Source organism: Pseudomonas sp. MIS38 (assembly GCF_019891575.1).
Lineage (GTDB): Bacteria > Pseudomonadota > Gammaproteobacteria > Pseudomonadales > Pseudomonadaceae > Aquipseudomonas > Aquipseudomonas putida_A.
In genome coordinates this window covers 1-399 of the sequence record NZ_JAFLXF010000073.1, presented here as the reverse complement: position 1 = coordinate 399, position 399 = coordinate 1, and the positions used below count along the sequence as shown (strand labels likewise).

Genomic DNA, 399 nt, shown 5'->3' with positions numbered 1-399 from the left:
GTGACCGCCAGACCGAAGAGGTCGGTGTCACCAGCCTCTTTAATAGTGGCTTTGGAGACCGTGATCAATATCGGGTTTGCCGCTGGATCGTCGATCTGCGCCTGGGTCACCGGTGTGGAATACTCAAAAAAGCCACCCCAACTGAGATGAATGACGTCGCCCTCCGCGATGTCAGGGTAAGGCAAGCCGCTGCCGGACTCGGACCTGATGACAATCGGCACCCCCGCTTCGGCAACGTCTTTGTCCACACCGCCGTTGACGATTTCAGGAGGGATGTACATGAACAGGTTGGAGTGGCTGCCGGGGTTCGGGTCGATGTCCTGGCCACCGGGGAGTTCCAGTTTGACGAAGAGGTTGAGGGGCTTGTCCGGACGCTCTTCTTTTTGATTGGGCTGTTTG

1 pseudogene is annotated in these 399 nt (G+C 57.6%); it reads right to left on the bottom strand.

Annotated features, from left to right (window positions below):
* A pseudogene (locus J1G18_RS27905) lies at nt 1-399 on the bottom strand (hypothetical protein); the annotation flags it as partial.